14 protein-coding genes are annotated in these 16,484 nt (G+C 74.3%); 6 read left to right on the top strand and 8 right to left on the bottom strand.

Features of this window, described 5'->3' with window-relative positions; translation table 11 throughout:
* Positions 1-27: 27 nt before the first annotated feature.
* Together ACFZCD_RS24675 and crcB are read left to right on the top strand one after the other, a co-directional pair.
* On the top strand, positions 28-390 hold the full coding sequence (locus ACFZCD_RS24675; protein WP_391834350.1) for a DUF190 domain-containing protein: 363 nt from the start codon (positions 28-30) through the stop codon (positions 388-390).
* A complete protein-coding gene (crcB, locus tag ACFZCD_RS24670) occupies positions 387-746 on the top strand; it encodes a fluoride efflux transporter CrcB (RefSeq protein ID WP_391834348.1) in 360 nt (119 codons plus the stop codon). Before ACFZCD_RS24675 ends, crcB begins: the two co-directional genes overlap by 4 nt.
* 7 nt (positions 747-753) lie before the next feature.
* Here crcB and ACFZCD_RS24665 read toward each other — a convergent pair whose 3' ends face one another.
* Positions 754-1,680, bottom strand: coding sequence for a LysR substrate-binding domain-containing protein (locus tag ACFZCD_RS24665; RefSeq protein ID WP_391834346.1), 927 nt, complete (start codon positions 1,678-1,680; stop codon positions 754-756).
* Positions 1,681-1,768: 88 nt separating this feature from the next.
* Here ACFZCD_RS24665 and ACFZCD_RS24660 point away from each other — a divergent pair, with 88 nt between their 5' ends.
* From ACFZCD_RS24660 to ACFZCD_RS24650, 3 genes are read left to right on the top strand one after another with little or no spacing between them, the layout of a single operon-like run.
* Positions 1,769-2,473, top strand: a complete 705-nt coding sequence (locus ACFZCD_RS24660; RefSeq protein ID WP_391834344.1) for a succinate dehydrogenase cytochrome b subunit — start codon at positions 1,769-1,771, stop codon at positions 2,471-2,473.
* Position 2,474: 1 nt separating this feature from the next.
* Positions 2,475-4,421: a fumarate reductase/succinate dehydrogenase flavoprotein subunit gene (locus tag ACFZCD_RS24655; RefSeq protein WP_391834342.1), complete on the top strand. Its 1,947-nt coding sequence runs from the start codon at positions 2,475-2,477 to the stop codon at positions 4,419-4,421.
* Entirely contained in the window at positions 4,421-5,176 is a 756-nt protein-coding gene (locus ACFZCD_RS24650; RefSeq protein WP_391834340.1) for a succinate dehydrogenase/fumarate reductase iron-sulfur subunit, read from the top strand. The genes ACFZCD_RS24655 and ACFZCD_RS24650 overlap by 1 nt, the downstream gene beginning before the upstream one ends.
* 80 nt (positions 5,177-5,256) lie before the next feature.
* Here ACFZCD_RS24650 and ACFZCD_RS24645 read toward each other — a convergent pair whose 3' ends face one another.
* The 3 genes from ACFZCD_RS24645 to ACFZCD_RS24635 all read right to left on the bottom strand — a co-directional run bounded on the left by ACFZCD_RS24645 (position 5,257) and on the right by ACFZCD_RS24635 (position 9,148).
* Complete coding sequence (locus tag ACFZCD_RS24645; protein ID WP_391834338.1) at positions 5,257-6,909, bottom strand: sigma-70 family RNA polymerase sigma factor; 1,653 nt, start codon at positions 6,907-6,909, stop codon at positions 5,257-5,259.
* Positions 6,910-7,079: 170 nt separating this feature from the next.
* Positions 7,080-8,621, bottom strand: coding sequence for a PH domain-containing protein (locus tag ACFZCD_RS24640; RefSeq protein WP_391834336.1), 1,542 nt, complete (start codon positions 8,619-8,621; stop codon positions 7,080-7,082).
* Entirely contained in the window at positions 8,618-9,148 is a 531-nt protein-coding gene (locus tag ACFZCD_RS24635; protein WP_391834334.1) for a PH domain-containing protein, read from the bottom strand. The genes ACFZCD_RS24640 and ACFZCD_RS24635 overlap by 4 nt, the downstream gene beginning before the upstream one ends.
* Before the next feature lie 94 nt (positions 9,149-9,242).
* Here ACFZCD_RS24635 and ACFZCD_RS24630 point away from each other — a divergent pair, with 94 nt between their 5' ends.
* A complete protein-coding gene (locus tag ACFZCD_RS24630) occupies positions 9,243-9,842 on the top strand; it encodes a TetR/AcrR family transcriptional regulator (protein ID WP_391834332.1) in 600 nt (199 codons plus the stop codon).
* A 102-nt stretch (positions 9,843-9,944) separates the two neighbouring features.
* Here ACFZCD_RS24630 and ACFZCD_RS24625 read toward each other — a convergent pair whose 3' ends face one another.
* Genes ACFZCD_RS24625 through iolB form a run of 4 tightly spaced genes read right to left on the bottom strand, consistent with a single transcriptional unit; the run spans position 9,945 to position 16,390 of the window.
* A complete protein-coding gene (locus tag ACFZCD_RS24625; RefSeq protein WP_391834330.1) occupies positions 9,945-12,041 on the bottom strand; it encodes an FUSC family protein in 2,097 nt (698 codons plus the stop codon).
* Positions 12,042-12,100: 59 nt separating this feature from the next.
* Positions 12,101-13,594, bottom strand: coding sequence for a CoA-acylating methylmalonate-semialdehyde dehydrogenase (locus ACFZCD_RS24620; protein ID WP_391834328.1), 1,494 nt, complete (start codon positions 13,592-13,594; stop codon positions 12,101-12,103).
* Between the two features lie 19 nt (positions 13,595-13,613).
* Positions 13,614-15,494 (bottom strand): 3D-(3,5/4)-trihydroxycyclohexane-1,2-dione acylhydrolase (decyclizing), encoded by a 1,881-nt coding sequence (iolD, locus tag ACFZCD_RS24615; protein WP_391834326.1) that lies wholly within the window; start codon positions 15,492-15,494, stop codon positions 13,614-13,616.
* Complete coding sequence (gene iolB / locus ACFZCD_RS24610) at positions 15,491-16,390, bottom strand: 5-deoxy-glucuronate isomerase (RefSeq protein ID WP_391834324.1); 900 nt, start codon at positions 16,388-16,390, stop codon at positions 15,491-15,493. The genes iolD and iolB overlap by 4 nt, the downstream gene beginning before the upstream one ends.
* Between the last annotated feature and the right edge of the window lie 94 nt (positions 16,391-16,484).

Raw genomic sequence — 16,484 nt, 5'->3', positions numbered from 1 at the left:
ACGGAACCCGCAACGGAGGAGGCCGGCATGACGCTCCGGGGCAACGCCCTCCGCCTGACCGTCTTCCTCAGCGAGTCGGACCGCTGGCAGCACCACCCGCTGTCCACCGAGATCGTGCACCGGGCGCACGCCGCCGGGCTCGCGGGGGCGACGGTCTTCCGCGGCGTCGAGGGGTACGGCGCCTCCTCGGTCGTCCACACCACGCGGCTGCTGTCGCTGAGCGAGGACCTGCCCGTGGCGGTGGTGATCGTGGACGCGGAGGCGCGCGTACGGGCCTTCCTGCCGGTGCTCGCGGAGGTCACCGGGGAGCGGCTGGTCACGCTGGAGCCGGTCGAGATCCCGCAGCTCGGGCCGCCGCCGGCGCCGCCCGCTCCGGAGGACGGCGCGTGAACTGGCTCCTCGTCGTCGCCGGCGCGATGGCCGGCGCACCGCTGCGCTACCTCACCGACCGTGCGGTGCAGGCGCGCCACGACTCGGTCTTCCCATGGGGCACGTTCACCGTGAACGTCGTGGGCAGCCTGATCCTGGGCGTCCTCACCGCGGCCGCCCCCTCCCCTTGGCGACTGCTCCTGGGCACGGGGCTGTGCGGCGCGCTCACGACGTACTCCACGTTCTCGTACGAGACGCTCACCCTGGCCCGCGAGGGCGCCCGCGGCTATGCCGTGGCGAACGCGGCGCTGAGCGTGGTGTGCGGGCTGGGCGCGGCGTTCGCGGGGGTGGCGCTGGGGAAGGGCCTGTGGGGGTGAGCCCCGCTCACTCCGCCCCTCCCCCGCCCGCGGCCTCTTCCCCGCCCACGCCCACGCCCAAGTGCTCCAGGAGCACCGTCCGCAGCTCCCGTGCCGCTCGCGGCGGGGCCACGTCCTTGCGGTGGGCCAGCGCGATCGTGCGGCGCATGCGGCCGCCCTCGAACGGGGTGACTCTCAGGCCCGAGCGGGCGGCCACCATGCCCGGGACCACCGCCAGGCCCAGGCCCGCGCGGACGAAGCCGAGGACCGCGTCCATCTCCCCGCCCTCGACGGTGAAGGACGGCTCGAAGCCGGCCGCTCGGCAGGCCGCGGTGGTCATCTCGCGGAGGTCGTAGCCCCGGCGGAACATCACCATGGGCAGGCCCTCCAGATCGGCCACGCGCAGGGCGCGGCGGCGGGTGGGCGGGGGCTCGCCGGGGGCGGTGACGGCGACGAGGTCCTCGCGGAGGAGCTCCGTCGTGGCCAGGGCGGGTGCGCCGACGGCCAGGGGCGTGATGATCAGGGCGAGGTCGAGGCCGCCGCCGGCGAGGGTGCGGACGAGGTCCTGGGAGCCGCCCTCGTCGACGAGGAGCTCGATGCCCGGGTAGCGGGCGTGGTAGGCGCGCAGCACGTCGGGGACGAGGCTCGCGCACAGGCTGGGCGGGGCGCCGAGGCGGACCCGGCCGCGCCGCAGCTGGGCGACCTCCTGGACCTCGCGGCGCGCGGTCTCGGTGTCGGCGAGGATCTGCCGGGCCAGGGGCAGCAGGGCCGCGCCGGCGTCGGTGAGGGTGATGTTGCCGCGGGCGCGCCGGAAGAGCTCCGCGCCCAGCTCCCGTTCGAGGGCGCGGATCTGCTGGGAGAGCGACGGCTGGGCCACGTGCAGCGCCTCGGCGGCCCGGGTGAAGTGACGGACTTCGGCGAGGGTCGCGAAGTAGCGGAGCTGCTGGAATTGCACGTCAGCAGCATAGATAGGCAGAGCCTATGGAAACCAGCCCCATCATGTCTTGGACGGATCGATCCGGGGCTGCCTAGCGTCTGGTGCCATGGCACTGGCGACCCGGGCGGACCGTCCTCCGTCCCTCATCGGCTCCGTGTGGCGATCGACCGTCGGCAAGAAGGCGGTCATGGCGGTCACCGGCGTGATCATGCTGGCGTACCTGGTCGCCCATGTGGTGGGCAATCTGAAGGTGTTCTTCGGGGCCGGGGAGTTCAACCACTACGGGCACTGGATCCGCACCGTCGGCGAGCCCTTCCTGCACTACAAGTGGTTCCTGTGGATGGCCCGCGCGGGCCTGGGGACGGCGGTCGTGCTGCACGGCGTGGCCGCGTACCAGCTCAGCCGCCGCGACCTCGCCGCCCGTCCCAGGAAGTACGAGCGGAAGCGCCCGCGCGCGAGCTACGCGACGCGCACCATGCGCTGGGGCGGGGTGATCCTCGCGCTGTTCGTCGTCTGGCACGTCCTCGACCTGACGACGCTCACCGTCAACCCCAACGCCCAGGAGGGGAAGCCGTACGAGAACCTCGTCGCCTCCTTCGACCGCCCGGCCGTCACCGCCTTCTACATCGTCGCGATGCTCGCCCTAGGGCTGCACGTCCGGCACGGGTTCTGGAGCGCCGCCCAGACGCTGGGCGCGAACTCGCCGCGCCGCGACCGGGCGCTGAAATTCCTGGCCAATGCGCTGGCGCTGATGCTGACCTGCGGCTTCATCGCCGTGCCCGTGGGCGTCCTGACTGGAGTCGTGAGCTGACATGACCGCATACCCCGACTACCGCGTGGGCGACCCCCTCACCGACACCGCCGCCCCGGGCGGCCCGGTCGCCGAGCGCTGGGACCGCCGCCGCTTCGAGGCCAGGCTCGTCAACCCCGCGAACCGGCGCAAGCACACCGTCATCGTCGTCGGCACGGGGCTCGCGGGCGGCGCCGCGGGGGCCACCCTCGCCGAGCAGGGCTACCGCGTCGTGCAGTTCTGCTACCAGGACTCGCCGCGCCGCGCCCACTCGATCGCCGCGCAGGGCGGCATCAACGCCGCCAAGAACTACCGCAACGACGGCGACTCCGTGCACCGCCTCTTCTACGACACCGTCAAGGGCGGCGACTTCCGGGCCCGCGAGTCCAACGTCCACCGCCTCGCCCAGGTGTCGGTGGAGATCATCGACCAGTGCGTGGCCCAGGGCGTGCCGTTCGCCCGCGAGTACGGCGGGCTGCTGGACACGCGCTCGTTCGGCGGCGTCCAGGTGTCCCGGACCTTCTACGCGCGCGGGCAGACGGGCCAGCAGCTGCTGCTCGGCGCCTATCAGGCGCTCAGCCGCCAGATCGACGCGGGCCACGTCGAGATGCACGCCCGTACGGAGATGCTCGACCTGATCGTCGCCGGCGGGCGGGCGCGCGGCATCGTCGCCCGGGACCTGATCACGGGCGCGGTCAGCACGTACTTCGCGGACGCGGTCGTCCTGGCGAGCGGCGGCTACGGCAACGTCTTCCACCTCTCCACCAACGCCAAGAACTCCAACGCCACGGCGATCTGGCGGGCCCACCGCCGCGGCGCGTACTTCGCGAACCCCTGCTTCACCCAGATCCACCCCACCTGCATCCCGCGCTCCGGCGACCACCAGTCGAAGCTGACGCTGATGAGCGAGTCGCTGCGCAACGACGGCCGCATCTGGGTGCCGAAGGCGAAGGGCGACACGCGGCCGCCTGCGGCGATCCCGGAGGCCGAGCGCGACTACTACCTGGAGCGGATCTACCCCTCCTTCGGCAACCTCGTGCCGCGCGACATCGCCTCGCGCGCCGCGAAGAACGTCTGCGACGAGGGGCGCGGCGTCGGGCCCGGCGGGCAGGGCGTCTACCTGGACTTCGCCGACGCGATCGCACGGATGGGCCGCGAGGCCGTCGAGGCCAGGTACGGCAACCTCTTCGAGATGTACGAGCGGATCACCGCCGAGGACCCGTACGAGGTGCCGATGCGGATCTACCCGGCCATCCACTACACGATGGGCGGCCTGTGGGTGGACTACGACCTGCAGACCACCGTGCCGGGCCTGTTCGCGATCGGCGAGGCCAACTTCTCCGACCACGGCGCGAACCGGCTCGGCGCCTCCGCCCTGATGCAGGGCCTGGCCGACGGCTACTTCGTATTGCCCTCCACGATCGGCGACTTCCTGGCGCGGCACCCGCACGACGCCGTCCCGGAGGACCACCCGGCGGTGGCGGAAGCGGTCGCGGAGGTCACCGGCCGGCTGGGCCGGCTGCTGGCCAGTGACGGCGACCGCACCCCGGAGTCCTTCCACCGCGAGCTCGGCGAGCTGCTGTGGGACGAGTGCGGCATGGCCCGCACGGACGCGGGCCTGCGCAAGGCGCTCGACCGCATTCCGGCCCTGCGGGAGGAGTTCTGGCGGCGGGTCAAGGTGCCGGGGACGGGCGAGGAGCTCAACCAGTCGCTGGAGAAGGCCAACCGCATCGCCGACTACCTGGAACTGGCCGAGCTGATGTGCCTGGACGCCCTGCACCGCACGGAGTCCTGCGGCGGCCACTTCCGGGAGGAGAGCGCGACCCCGGACGGCGAGGCGGCCCGCAAGGACGACGAGTTCTCGTACGCGGCGGCCTGGGAGTTCACCGGGACGGGCGAGCCGCCCGTGCTGCACAAGGAAGCGCTGACCTTCGAATACGTCCACCCCACCCAGCGGAGCTACGCCTGATGGACCTCACCCTGCGCATATGGCGCCAGCGCAACGCCGGCGAGGCGGGCGCGATGACCACGTACCGGGTCACCGGAATCAGCGAGGACATGTCCTTCCTGGAGATGCTCGACCACCTCAACGAGGAGCTGATCCTCGCCGGGGACGAGCCGGTCGCCTTCGACCACGACTGCCGCGAGGGCATCTGCGGGGCGTGCGGCATGGTCATCAACGGGCAGGCGCACGGCCCCGAGCGGACCACCACCTGCCAGCTGCACATGCGGCACTTCCGCGACGGCGACACCATCGACGTCGAGCCGTGGCGGGCGGCCGCCTTCCCGGTCGTGAAGGACCTGGTCGTGGACCGCTCCGCCTTCGACCGCATCATCGGCTCCGGCGGCTACGTTTCCGTCCCCACGGGCTCCGCCCCGGAGGCCCACGCGACGCCCGTCCCGAAGCCCGTGGCGGACCTGGCCTTCGAGCACGCGGAGTGCATCGGCTGCGGCGCGTGCGTGGCCGCCTGCCCGAACGGCTCGGCGATGCTCTTCACCTCCGCGAAGGTCGTCCACCTGAACGTCCTCCCCCAGGGCGCGCCGGAGCGCGAGTCGCGGGTGCTGGGCATGGTGGACGCGATGGACGACCAGGGCTTCGGCGGCTGCACGAACACGGGCGAATGCGCGGTCGCCTGCCCGAAGGGCATCCCCCTGCAGTCCATCGCGACGATGAACCGGGAGTACCTGCGGGCGACGGTGAAGGGCGGCCGCCGCAAGGGCTGAGGCCGGCCGCCGCCTCCACGCTCGCCGGCACCCGGGCGGCGTGGACCGGGTGAAGCGGTCCGCGTCGCTCCCGGAGGTGGTCAGCGGGCGCCGAAGACCTGGGTCCAGCGGGGACCGCCCGGGGCCTTGTTGACGCCCACGCCGATCTCCTTGAAGGAGCAGTTGAGGATGTTCTTGCGGTGGCCGTCGCTGTGCATCCAGGAGTCCATGACGGAGGCCGGCGTCTGCTGCCCGTAGGCGATGTTCTCGCCGTAGGTGCTCCAGTTGTAGCCGGCGGCGGTGATGCGGTCACCCGGGCCCTTGCCGTCGGGGTTGGTGTGGTTGAAGAAGCCCCGGGCGGCCATGTCGTCGGAGTGGCCCTGGGCGGCCGCGTCCAGCGTGCTGTTCTCGGTCAGGGGCGAGCAGCCGGCCTTGGCGCGCTCGGCGTTGACGAGTGCGGTGACCTGCTGGCCGAGCGAGCCGCCGCCGGGGTTGGCGGGCTTGGGGGCGGGCTTGGCCGGGCTCGCGGTCGTCGGTTCGGACGACGGCTTCGCCGGGGTGGCGGACCGGCTCGGCTCCGGCGCGGAGGACGAGGCGGAGGCGGACGCGGAGGGCTTGGCCGAGGCGGAGGCGCTCGCGCCGGCGGAGGGTGACGGCGATGCGCTGGGCGGCAGCGCGGACGCGCCGGCGTCGAGGGCCTTCACCCGGTTCTGCGTGGCCTGGTCGTCCTTGGCCGAGACGCTCTGCTCGTCCGAGGAGTCGGTGAAGAGGTAGAGGCCCCCGAGGGCGCCGCCGGCGAGGAGGGCCAGGGCGGCGACTCCGGCCGCGGTCCGCCTGGCGTTGCGGGGGCGGCTCGCGCGGTGGCCGCGGTTGCCGTTCCCCGCGCGGCGACGGCCCACGCGCGCACCCGCGCGCGTACCCTCGGCAGCGGCGGCCGGGGAGGCGTGGCCGACGGACTCCGTGTGCAGCACCGAGCCGCCGCGCCACCAGCCCAGCAGCGCCGCCCCGACCGGCACCAGGCCGAGCCCGACGAGCAGCCCCTCGGCCGGGACGAGGGCCGACATCGCTCCGACACAGCGGCCGCAACCGCGCACGTGGCGGGCGACGCGCTTGCGCCACAGGGCGGACGGCGTGCCGTCCCAGGAGCTGACGACGTCCCCGAGCTGCGGGCAGACCGGGTGCGCGGCCAGGGCCCGGACGACGCCGCGGGCGGTGTCCAGCTGGGCCTTGGTGCGCTGGATGCGGACGGCCGCGTGCTGCGGGGTCATCTCCAGGGCGGCGGCGACCTCGGCGCGCGTGAGCTCGCCGGCGGCCTCCAGCCACCACAGGGACAGCACGGTCTGCTCGTCGTCGTCGAGCCAGCGCGTCGCCTCGGCGACCTCCTTGCGCTGCCCCTGCAGACCGAGCCGGACGATGGTGAGGTCCACGAAGTCCGCCTCCGGGTCGGGGACCTCGGCGACCTCCTGCAGGCCACTGACGGAAGCCTCCGGGCGCTCCCGCCAGTGGCTGCGTATCTGGTTCATGGTGATGGCGACGAGCCAGGACCGGAACGCGGTCGCGTCGCGCAGCTCGCCGAGGCCGTTGATGACCCGGAGCATGGTGTCCTGGACGACGTCGTCCACGTCGGCGTGACCGTTGAGGGCCCGGCCGACGATGTTGTAGACGAGCGGCAGGTGGGCGGCGACGAGCTCGTCCTGTGCCGCCGGGTCCCCGGCTCGCGCCGCCTCGACCACGGCCACGCTCTGACTGTTCACGTCCGCCACCCTTCTCCGGCATTCCGTTCGGGCCGGTCCGTTCCGGTCCGGCACATAGGAGATGCGCGTGGGGTCTACGGATAACAAAAACTTCCCGGGAATTCTTCGGAGGGCATGACAATATCCGCCTATGTCCGGTGACGGAGTGACGCGTTACCCGTCGAACGCCCTCAGCGCTCCAGGAACTCCGTGAGGATCCCCGGCGTCACCGCGTCCGCGAAGGCCGCCGCACCGGCGACCGGCATGTCCCGTATGCGATATCCGTCCTCCCCCGCGGCGACGGCGGCGGTCGCCGTGACGAGGCCCGCCCGGCGCGAGAAGGGGGTGTCGGTGAAGGTCCACGCCAGCACGGCCGACCGGTCCAGCGCGACCGTCTCCCGGCCGAACGTGCCGGACCGCACGAACAGGAACCGCCCCCGGAAGCCGTGTCCGAGCCCGCGGTAGGCGTCGCGCGCGAGCCCGTACGCCACCGGCGCGGCCACGACGAGCCAGCCCGCCGCGCAGTACAGCAGGACGGGCGTGAGAAGGGCGCCCAGCACGGCGAGCGCCGCCGCGAGCGGCAGCACGCACCACGCGAAGGCCCGGAAGACGCGGCGGCGGAGCGCGGCCCGCGGGTGGGCCGTCAGCTCCACGGGGCCGAAGGGCACGCCCAGCACGCCGCCGCACACGCGCAGCGCCTCGTCCCGCGAGGCGGGCGGCAGGACGACGCTGCGCTTGCGGTTCTGCTCGCGGTCCCCGAGGCCGCCCGCCACGGCCCGGACGCTCGCGCCGCCGCCCGCGCGCAGCAGGAGCGGCTCGCGCAGGGCCACGCCGCGCAGGCGGGCGCGCTCGATGGAGACGGACCGGGTGGTGTACAGGCCGTGGCGGACGCGCAGGGTGGCGGCGTCGGTCCACTCCAGGCGGTAGTTCCACCAGTTCTCGGCGTACAGGGCGACCGCGCCGGCGCTGCCGAGGGCAGTGACGGCGAGGAGCCCGAGCGGGATGGTGAGCCACAGCGCGCTGTTGCCGAAGTCCTCGAAGGCGCGGCGCACGAAGCCGATGCGCCAGGGCTCGATGCCGATCCCGTCGAGGACCCGCCAGACCGCGCCCGCCGCGGCGAAGACGCCGCCGACGACCCAGAACGTCAGCGGGGCGTAGCGCAGGCGGCGCAGGTCGGCGCGGGCGAGCACCGGGTCGTCCGCGTGGCCGGCGCCCGCGCGGGCGAGGAGTTCGGCGCGCAGGCGCACGGCCTCGGGGCGGGTGAGGGCGTCCAGGGAGAGCTCGCCGCCCCGTCCGCCGCCGCCCGTGCCGGCGCGCAGCACGGCGAGGCCGAGGAGGCGCTGGACGAGGTTCGCGGTGATGTCGACGTTGCGCACACGCCGCAGGGGTATCGCACGGACGCTGCGGGTGAACAGGCCCGTGTGGAGCTCCAGGGCGTCGGCGGTGACGCGGTAGCGGGTGCGGCGCCAGGTGATGATGCCGCCGGTGGTGACGGCCGCGAAGACGGCGCCGATGACGGCGAGGGTGATCCACGCGCGCGTGTCGAGCCGGCCGCCGGTGGCGAGCGCGGTGAGGGCGAGCGAGCCGAGGGGCGCGCCCATCCAGGTGCAGTGCACGGCGAGCGTGCGGGGGTCGAGGGTGCGCCACGGCTCGGCCGGGCCGGGGGTGATCGCACTGGGGTCATTCGCGCCGGGGTCGCTCATGCGGGGGTCGCTCATGCGGGGGTCGCTCATGCGGCGTCACCGTCCGCGGGGACGAGGCGGGCGGCCTCGGTGATGCGGGCCACCATCCGCTCCGCGTCCTCGTCCGACACGCCCGTGATGCGGACGTCGCCGGCCGTGGAGGCGGTGGTGACGGTGACCGTGGCGAGGCCGAACGCGCGCTGCAGCGGGCCGCGCACGGTGTCGACGGTCTGGACGCGGGAGAGCGGGGCGATGCGGCGCTTGTGCAGCAGCCATCCGCCCGCCGCGTAGACCGCGCTCTCCCCCACCTCCCACGCGTGGATGCGGCAGCGCAGCCGGGGCATGGCCAGCACGTACCCGGCGGCGGGCAGCACGAGGACGCCGAGGACCAGCGGGCCCAGCCACGGGAGGGCGCCGGGGAAGAAGAGGAGGGAGAGGACCAGGAGGGTTACGGCGGTGAGCAGCAGGGGGCCGCTGACCGTCAGCCACGCCTGCACCGTCCACCAGCGGCGGGCGCGGGGGTCGACGCCGTTGCGGGGCGGCCTGAGCCTGATCGTCGTCTGTCCGTGTCGTGCCATGGCCGTGTCGTTCCCCGCTCCCGCTTTTCCAAGTCAGTTGTATTGAGAATAAGCTATAGCAATACGAGCGACTTGGAAAGATGAGGTGGTGGTCGTGCCCAAGCGCGTGGACCACGAGGAGCGGCGCCGGGCGATCGCGGAGGCCCTGTGGCGCATCGCGTGCGCGCGGGGGCTCGACGGGGCGAGCCTGCGGGACGTGGCGGCGGAGGCCGGGATCTCGCTGGGGCAGCTGCAGCACTACTTCTCCAGCAAGGACGAGCTGCTCGTCTTCGCCCTCAAGTACTTGAGCGGGCTGGCGGAGGGGCGCATCCGCACGCGCCTCATGCGGCTCGCCGCGCCGCCGGCGCCGCGGGACGTCCTGCGGGAGACGGTCATGGAGATGCTCCCGCTGGACGACGAGAGCCGTACGGGGAACCTCGTGCAGATCGCGTACTTCGTGCGCGCCCTGCACGACGAGCGGCTGCGCGACCACGCGAAGGAGGGCGTGCCGGCGCTGCGGGCCTTCTTCGCGGGCCAGGTGCGGGAGGGGATCGCGCGGGGCGAGGTGGAAGCGTCGCGCGACCCGGACGCGGAAGCGATGCTTCTGATCGCCCTGACGGACGGCTTGACGACGCATCTCCTCCTGGACGCGTGCGCCCCGGAAGAGGCCCGGGAACTCCTGGACGCCCACTTGGGCCGCCTGTTCACTCCATGAGGACCGGCTGCCTGTTCACTCCGTGAGGACCGGCCGCTGTCCACTCCGTGAGGACCGGCCGGCCCGGCACCGTGCGGCCGCGCCGCGGAGGCCGGCCGGACCCTACGGCCGGCGCGAAGCGCGGTTGCGGCCGCCCGGGCCCGGGGACAGGGCCGTTGCGAGTTCGTCCAGGGCATCCATGAGGAGTTCCGAGCCGCGGATGGCCACGCCCTCCTCACCGTCCTCCGCGCGCCACGCGGCGAGCGCCTCGCGCGGGGCCGTCCAGTCGAGGGGCCGCCGCTCGCGCACGGCCGCCGCCGCGTCCGGCAGGGCGCCCTCCAGCGCGGCGGCGAAACCTTCCGCCCCCTTCGACGGTTCGGCGTCGCGGTCCGGGAGGTGGGCCTCCATCAGCAGCGTCGCCCGGCCCATCGTGGCCAGCGCCGCCTCCGCGGCCCGCTCGGAGCTGCGGGAGAGGCCGCGGTGCCGGACGGGCTCGGTCAGGGCGCGCCCGGCCATCTCCTCCCAGGCCGTACGGGCGGCGCGCGCGTCCAGCAGGGCCTCCCGCACGCGGCGCGGCTTGCGCTCCCCCGGCTGCGCGAAGGCGCCGAGCACGGCGAGCGCGTAGCGCCCGTTGGCGGTGAGCCAGTCGGCGAGCCGGTCCCGCAGGCGGGGCGTCTCCCAGGTGGGGAAGAGCGCGTAGGCGGCCATGGCGAGGAGCCCGCCGATCAGGGTGAGGGCGACGCGCGCCTCGATGGTCTGGGACCAGCCCTCCCCCGCGATGCCGAGCAGGAAGACGACGTAGGCGGCGATGCAGGCGGAGGTCACGCTGTAGCCGGTGCGCATCAGCAGGTACATCAGGCCGGCGCAGACCACCGCCAGCCCCGCGCACACCCACAGCCCGGGGTGGGTGAAGGCCATGAGCGCCCCCGCGACGGCCACTCCGACCACCGTCCCGGCGAACCGGGCGACGCCCCGCGAGTACGTCTGCCCGAAGTCGGGCCGCATCACCATCACGGAGGTCATCGGCGCCCAGTAGCCGTGCCCCCAGGGGAGTGCGGTGCCGGCCGCGTAGCCGGCGATCACCACCGCGGAGACCCGCACCGCGTGCCGCCCGACCGGCGACGACCAGCGCGCCTCGCGCCGCAGCGCCCGCAGGACGACGGGGACGAGCCGGGGCACGGAGGGCCGCAGCAGGTGCCGGTGGCCGTCTCCGCCGCGGGCGGGGGCCCGGCGCACCGGTTCGTCGGTGGCGTCGACCGCGTCGCCGAGGAGGGCCATCAGGCGCAGGGCGGAGCGGCGTGCGGCGCCGTGGAGGACGGGCCCGGTGGCGGGCACGGTGAGGACTTCGGTGGCCTCGTCGGGCAGCTTGACGGGCTTGCCCCACCGGATGGCGCGGGCGACGGCGTCGAGGACGGTCGCGGCGGCGCCCAGCAGGTCCCGCACGCGGTCCCGTTCGGGCCCCTCGGCGGGGGCGCCCAGGACGGGGTCGGCGAGCGAGGCGAGCACGGGCCGCAGCCGTTCGGCGACGCCGCGCGGCCCGCCCAGCTGGCGGGGCCGGTTGCGGGCCTGGCGGGGCGTCAGCTCGGCGGCCTCGCGGGCGTCCATCAGCGGCTGCGGGTCGAAGAGGGCCTGCGGGTCGTGCCGGAGCCGGCGCGCGTAGTCCGCCTCGGCGGCCAGCGCGTCGGCGAGGGCGTCCCGCTGGGCGCCCCAGGGGCGGACCGGCAGCAGGACGACCAGGGCCGCCTGCACCAGCCCGCCGACCGCGATCAGCCCGGCGTGGTGCAGCGCCCCCATGACGGACGTCGGCAGCGTGACGGTGACCAGCATGACGGCGATGGTCTGCGTGGCGACCAGGCCGGAGACCGGCCCGACCGCCCAGGCCATGCCCGCGAGCAGCGTCCACACGGTCAGCAGGGTCCCGAAGACGACGGGGTCGAAGGCGGCCACGTAGCCGAGGAACGTGCTGACGGCCAGTCCGACCGCCACGGCGAGCGCCAGCACCGGCCGCGGCCGCCAGCTGCGCTGGAACGTCACCAGGCCCGCGGAGAACGCGCCGAACGCCGAGGACACGGCGAGCGCCGGGGTCCCCGCCCAGAGGGTGACCCCGACGACGATCGCCACGCCGAGCGCCCCGCGGGCGGCGACCACGGGCGTCAGCTTGGTGCGCTCGATCGTCAGCCCGTCGCGGGCGGCCTTCCGCAGCGCGCTGGACCAGGTCATGGCCCGAGCTTACGTTCCGGAGGGTTGTGTTCCATGCAGCGGGAGGTGCTCGGCGGTCGTCAGCGGTGGCTGGGAAAGCCCAGGTCCACGCCGCTGTCGGCCGGGTCGGGCCACCGGGTGGTGACGACCTTGCCGCGCGTGTAGAAGTGCACGCCGTCGTTGCCGTAGATGTGGTGGTCGCCGAAGAGGGAGTCCTTCCAGCCGCCGAAGGAGTGGTAGCCGACCGGCACCGGGATGGGCACGTTGATGCCGACCATGCCCGCCTCGACCTCCAGCTGGAAGCGGCGGGCCGCGCCGCCGTCCCGCGTGAAGACGGCCGTTCCGTTGCCCCACGGCGAGGAGTTGATGAGGGCCAGCCCCTCCTCGTAGGACTCCGCGCGCAGCACGCACAGCACCGGGCCGAAGATCTCGTCGCGGTAGGCGTCCGCGCCGACCGGCACCTTGTCGAGCAGGGACAGCCCGATCCAGTGCCCGTTCTCGTAGCCCTCGACCGTGAAGCCGGTGCCGTCGAGGACGACCTCGGCGCCCTGGGCGGCCGCGCCGCGCACGTACGAGGCGACCTTGTCGCGGTGCTCCCGGGTGATGAGCGGGCCCATCTCGGAGGAGGGGTCGTCGCCCGGACCGATCTTGATCTTCTCGGCGCGCTCGCGGATCTTCGCCACCAGCTCGTCGCCGGCCGCGCCCACGGCGACCACGGCGGAAACGGCCATGCAGCGCTCGCCGGCCGAGCCGTACGCGGCGGAGACGGCGGCGTCGGCGGCCGCGTCGAGGTCGGCGTCGGGCAGCACCAGCATGTGGTTCTTGGCGCCGCCGAGCGCCTGGACGCGCTTGCCGTGCTCGGTGGCCACGCGCTGGATGCGGCGCGCGATGGGCGTGGAGCCGACGAAGGAGACGGCGGCGACGTCCGGGTGGGTCAGCAGCCGGTCGACAGCCGTCCTGTCGCCGTTGACCACGTTGAGGACACCCTCGGGGAGCCCGGCCTCGGCGGCCAGCTGGGCGAGGAGGATCGCCGGCGAGGGGTCCTTCTCGCTGGGCTTGAGCACGAAGGTGTTGCCGCAGGCGACGGCCAGCGGGAACATCCACATCGGCACCATCGCCGGGAAGTTGAAGGGCGTGATGCCCGCGACGACGCCGAGCGGCTGGCGGATCGACGCCACGTCCACGCCGCCGGACACCTGGGTGGACAGCTCGCCCTTGAGCTGCGTGGTGATGCCGCACGCCAGCTCGACGATCTCCAGGCCGCGGGCGACCTCGCCGAGCGCGTCGGAGTGCACCTTGCCGTGCTCGGCGGTGATCAGCTCGGCGATCTCGGCGCGGTGGGCGTCGAGCAGCGCGCGGTAGCGGAAGAGGATCGCGGTGCGGGTGGCGAGGGAGGACGTGCCCCACGTCGCGAAGGCGGCCTTGGCCGCGGCGACGGCGGCGTCCACCTCCTCCGCCGAGGCGAAGGCGACCCGCGTCGTCCGCGCGCCCGTCGCGGGGTCGGTGACCGGCCCGTACGTGCCGGAGGCGCCCTCGACGGCCTTGCCGTCGATCCAGTGGTTGACGGTCTTCATGGCTCGGCCTCTCCTACGGTCAAAGATAGCGGCGGCGGGCACGCAGACCACGCGGGTCGCGCTCGTACTCCTCCCGGGCCCTGCGGGCGGCCGGGCGGGTCGCGGCCCCGGCGACAGGCACATCCCACCACGCCTGGGCAGGGGGCGCGCCCGGCACTGTGTCGGCTGTTTCGGTCTCCACGTAGACACATGTGGGGCGCGCGGAGGCACGCGCGTCGGCGAGCGCCTCCCGCAGCTCACCGGCCGTGCGGGGGCGCAGCACGTGCATGCCGAGGGAGGCGGCGTTGGCGGCCAGGTCCACGGGGAGGGGGGCGCCCGTGTAGGTGCCGTCGGCGGCCCGGAAGCGGTAGGCGGTGCCGTAGCGCTCGGCGCCGACGGCCTCCGACAGGCCGCCGATCGAGGCGTACCCGTGGTTCTGGATCAGCACCACCTTGACGGGGATGCCCTCCTGCACGGCGGTGACCAGTTCGGTCGGCATCATCAGGTACGTGCCGTCGCCGACGAGGGCCCACACCGGGCGGCCGGGCTCGGCCATGGCGACGCCGATCGCGGCCGGGATCTCGTAGCCCATGCAGGAGTAGCCGTACTCCAGGTGGTACTGGCGGCGGGACCGGGCGCGCCAGAGCTTGTGCAGGTCGCCGGGGAGGGAGCCGGCGGCGTTGACGACGACGTCGGTGCCGTCGACGACGGCGTCCAGGGCGCCGAGGACCTGGGCCTGGGTGGGGAGCGCGGCCTCGTCGCGCACGGTGAATGCCCGTGTGACGGCCTGCTCCCACGCCTGCTTGCCGGCCGCGCACTCCTCCTCGTACGCCTTGGTGACGCGGTGGCCGGCCAGTGCGTCCGCCAGCGCCTCCAGACCCGTGCGGGCGTCCGCGACGAGCGGCAGGGCGGCGAGCTTGTGGGCGTCGAAGGGGGCGATGTTGAGGTTGACGAAGCGCACGTCCGGGGCGGCGAAGAGGGTGTTCGAGGCGGTGGTGAAGTCGCTGTAGCGGGTGCCGACGCCGATGACCAGGTCGGCCGTACGGGCCAGGTCGTCCGCGGCGGCCGTGCCGGTGTGGCCGATGCCGCCGACGTCCGCGGGGTGGGCGTGGTGCAGGGAGCCCTTGCCGGCCTGGGTGGAGGCGACGGGGATGCCGGTGGCGTCGGCGAGGGCGCGCAGCGCGTCCTCGGCCTCGCTGTGGTGGACGCCGCCGCCCGCGATCAGCAGGGGGCGGCGGGCGGCCCGTACGGCTGCTGCGGCCGCGGCCAGCTCGGCGGGGTCTGGGGCCGGGCGGCGCACGTGCCAGACCCGCTCGGCGAAGAACTCCTCCGGCCAGTCGTACGCCTCGGCCTGCACGTCCTGCGGCAGGGCGAGGGTGACGGCGCCGGTCTCGACGGGGTCGGCGAGGACGCGCGCCGCCTGCAGGGCGGCGGGGATCAGCGCCTCCGGCCGGGTGATCCGGTCGAAGTACCGGGAGACCGGGCGCAGGCAGTCGTTGACGGACACGTCGCCCGCGCCGGGGTGTTCGAGCTGCTGCAGGACGGGGTCGGCGGGGCGGGTGGCGAAGGTGTCGCCGGGGAGGAGGAGGACGGGGATGCGGTTGATGGTGGCGAGGGCCGCGCCGGTGACGAGGTTGGTGGCGCCCGGGCCGATGGAGGTCGTCACGGCGTGGGCGGAGAGCCGGTCGCGGTGGCGGGCGTAGCCGACGGCCGCGTGGACCATGGCCTGCTCGTTGCGCCCCTGGTGGTACGGCATGGCGTCGCCGGACTCCAGCAGCGCCTGCCCGATGCCGGCGACGTTGCCGTGGCCGAAGATGCCCCAGCAGGCGGCGACCAGGCGCTGCCGGCGGCCGTCGCGCTCGGTGTACTGCCGGGCGAGGAAGGCGATCAGGGCCTGGGCGACGGTGAGACGGCGGGTCATCGGTCTCCTCCCGGGTGCTGGGGGAACGGCAGGCGCGGGTCGGGGGCGAGGCCCGGCCAGGTGTCGCGGATCCACGCCGCGTCGGGGTGGTCGCGGATGAGCCACTCGCGCTCCGCGCCCGGGCCGGCCATGACGTTGAGGTAGTACATGTCGTGGCCGGGCGCGGCCATCGAGGGGCCGTGCCAGCCGTCGGGGATGAGAACGGTGTCGCCGGTGCGGACCTCGGCGAGGACGTCGGTGCCGCCGGCGCGCGAGGGGGAGACGCGCTGGTAGCCGGCGCCGGGGGTGCCGGCGGGGCCGTCCGCGATCTCGAAGTAGTAGATCTCTTCGAGCTCGGACTCCTCGCCGGGGTGGTGCTCGTCGTGCTTGTGGGGCGGGTAGGAGGACCAGTTGCCGCCCGGGGTGAGGACTTCGACGGCGATGAGCCGGTCGCACGCGAAGACGTTCGCGGCGGCGAAGTTGTTGACCTGCCGGGAACAGGAGCCGGCGCCGCGCAGCTCCACGGGAACCGCTTCGGCGGGGCCGTAGCGGGCGGGCAGACGGCGCTCGCAGCGGGCGCCCGCGAGGGCGAAGCGGCCGCCGGCGGGCGTGGTGAGGGTGGCGGTGGCGTCGCGGGGGACGTAGGCGAAGTCGGTGACGGCGGCGAAGGGGGAGGGGCGGCCGCGGAGTTCGAAGGTGGTGGGGGTGGTGTGGGGGGAAGCCGTGCTGGTGGGGGCCGTGCCGGTGGTTGCGATGGTGACGGTGCACCCGCCGCTGAGCGGCAGGACGATCCACTCGCTGCCGCCGGCGGGGAAGGTGTGGGCGCCGCCGGCCGGCAGGGTGATCACCCGCAGGGAGGAATACGCCCAGCCGGCCTGCTCGGGCGTGACGTCGGTGTCGTAGGGGTGGGGCGTCATGGGGTGGCCTCCTGGATCCGCCCCCGGCGTCCGGGGGCCGGGGGCTCGCCCCCGCGGAACGGTGAAATGCGGGTCCCCCTCCGGGGAGGGAACC

It is taken from the genome of Streptomyces sp. NPDC008001, from assembly GCF_042958085.1.
Classification (GTDB): domain Bacteria; phylum Actinomycetota; class Actinomycetes; order Streptomycetales; family Streptomycetaceae; genus Streptomyces.
The sequence above is the reverse complement of the archived record's forward strand: the minus strand, read 5'-3'. Positions and strand labels throughout refer to the sequence as shown.

What these genes read in the sequence shown, in the direction of transcription:
- iolB (WP_391834324.1), bottom strand. Translation starts at nt 16,390, where the DNA reads ATGACGCCCCACCCCTACGACACCGACGTCACGCCCGAGCAGGCCGGC.
- ACFZCD_RS24675 (WP_391834350.1), top strand. Translation starts at nt 28, where the DNA reads ATGACGCTCCGGGGCAACGCCCTCCGCCTGACCGTCTTCCTCAGCGAG.
- ACFZCD_RS24635 (WP_391834334.1), bottom strand. Translation starts at nt 9,148, where the DNA reads ATGGCACGACACGGACAGACGACGATCAGGCTCAGGCCGCCCCGCAAC.
- ACFZCD_RS24655 (WP_391834342.1), top strand. Translation starts at nt 2,475, where the DNA reads ATGACCGCATACCCCGACTACCGCGTGGGCGACCCCCTCACCGACACC.
- ACFZCD_RS24640 (WP_391834336.1), bottom strand. Translation starts at nt 8,621, where the DNA reads ATGAGCGACCCCCGCATGAGCGACCCCCGCATGAGCGACCCCGGCGCG.
- ACFZCD_RS24650 (WP_391834340.1), top strand. Translation starts at nt 4,421, where the DNA reads ATGGACCTCACCCTGCGCATATGGCGCCAGCGCAACGCCGGCGAGGCG.
- ACFZCD_RS24625 (WP_391834330.1), bottom strand. Translation starts at nt 12,041, where the DNA reads ATGACCTGGTCCAGCGCGCTGCGGAAGGCCGCCCGCGACGGGCTGACG.
- ACFZCD_RS24660 (WP_391834344.1), top strand. Translation starts at nt 1,769, where the DNA reads ATGGCACTGGCGACCCGGGCGGACCGTCCTCCGTCCCTCATCGGCTCC.
- ACFZCD_RS24620 (WP_391834328.1), bottom strand. Translation starts at nt 13,594, where the DNA reads ATGAAGACCGTCAACCACTGGATCGACGGCAAGGCCGTCGAGGGCGCC.
- iolD (WP_391834326.1), bottom strand. Translation starts at nt 15,494, where the DNA reads ATGACCCGCCGTCTCACCGTCGCCCAGGCCCTGATCGCCTTCCTCGCC.